Annotated in this window: 1 pseudogene; it reads right to left on the bottom strand. The window is 37.6% G+C overall.

What is annotated here, in order from left to right:
* A pseudogene (locus GXP69_RS18915) lies at positions 1–497 on the bottom strand (phosphoadenosine phosphosulfate reductase); the annotation flags it as partial.
* Positions 498–553 lie beyond the last annotated feature (56 nt).

Raw genomic sequence — 553 nt, 5'->3', positions numbered from 1 at the left:
TAGGCAGGTACTCCAACACCGCTCTCTTCTAGTATTCTAAAAACATCATCTCTAACTATAACATCTTCATTCTCTAATAGCGGAAAATCACTTTCCTGTGCTAACGGGTAGGTAGTTGTTTTTAAGAATTCAAATATGAGGTAATTAGTCTCTTTTACTCCACTAGCAAACAGCTCACTTAGCTTACTCTGTTGATTATATCTAGGTGTAACTTGTTTTGCCAAGGTATCAATGAAGCGTGACTTCCTATTACCAAGATCAACATTATCAGTCAAGGCAACTGCTCTATCGATTTCAAAGTTGAAAAACTTTGATACTACGTCTTCACTCCAGATATTTTGGCGGTAAGGAAAGATTGACTGAATATTTGTACGTTTTGAGATATATCCCTCTCGATCCTCATCTCCTCTAATCCCTACATAAGATACCACAAGGTCATCACCCACATATTTTTCGAAGGGCTCTAGTTTGAGTTTTTTTGTACACCACCTGGACATAGAAGAAGGTAAATATCCTCCGTACGATTGTAGGAAGTGATCAAATGGGTCTAAAT

Origin of the sequence: Pontibacter burrus (assembly GCF_010686685.1) — a bacterium.
GTDB classification, from domain to species: Bacteria; Bacteroidota; Bacteroidia; order Cytophagales; family Hymenobacteraceae; genus Pontibacter; species Pontibacter burrus.
Note: the sequence above shows the minus strand (reverse complement) of the source record. Positions and strands in the feature narration are given on the sequence as shown.